The 303-nt window shown below is 51.8% G+C and carries 1 protein-coding gene; it reads right to left on the reverse strand.

The features are described from left to right. A partial coding sequence (locus tag J0A66_RS22710) for a TonB-dependent receptor (protein WP_206576062.1) occupies positions 1–303 on the reverse strand: 303 nt, incomplete at both ends.

Consider the following 303-nt stretch of genomic DNA (forward strand, 5'->3'; position numbering starts at 1 on the left):
TGCGTTGATACTCAGCCTGACGAGAAAACTGATGGCCACTGACATAACGCGATAGCTTCCCAGAGGGTAAATCAAACACCTTATCGGTATAGGCATCGGCTTCCAATGAAAGCCATTCATGCCTTGCCCCTAAGTCCCACACCCAATCTTCGTGCCACTGGTATTCTAGGTTGGCGTACACAGAATGCGATGTCAGTTTTCCTTTTCCCTGCAGATAAGCCGGGCCCGCATAATCCCAGAGCCCCTGTGCCGTAAAACTGGCCTGTGGGGCACCATCGGCATCAACGGCAACAATATCCAGTC

The sequence above is a fragment of the Bowmanella dokdonensis genome (genome assembly GCF_017254865.1).
Classification (GTDB): domain Bacteria; phylum Pseudomonadota; class Gammaproteobacteria; order Enterobacterales; family Alteromonadaceae; genus Bowmanella; species Bowmanella dokdonensis.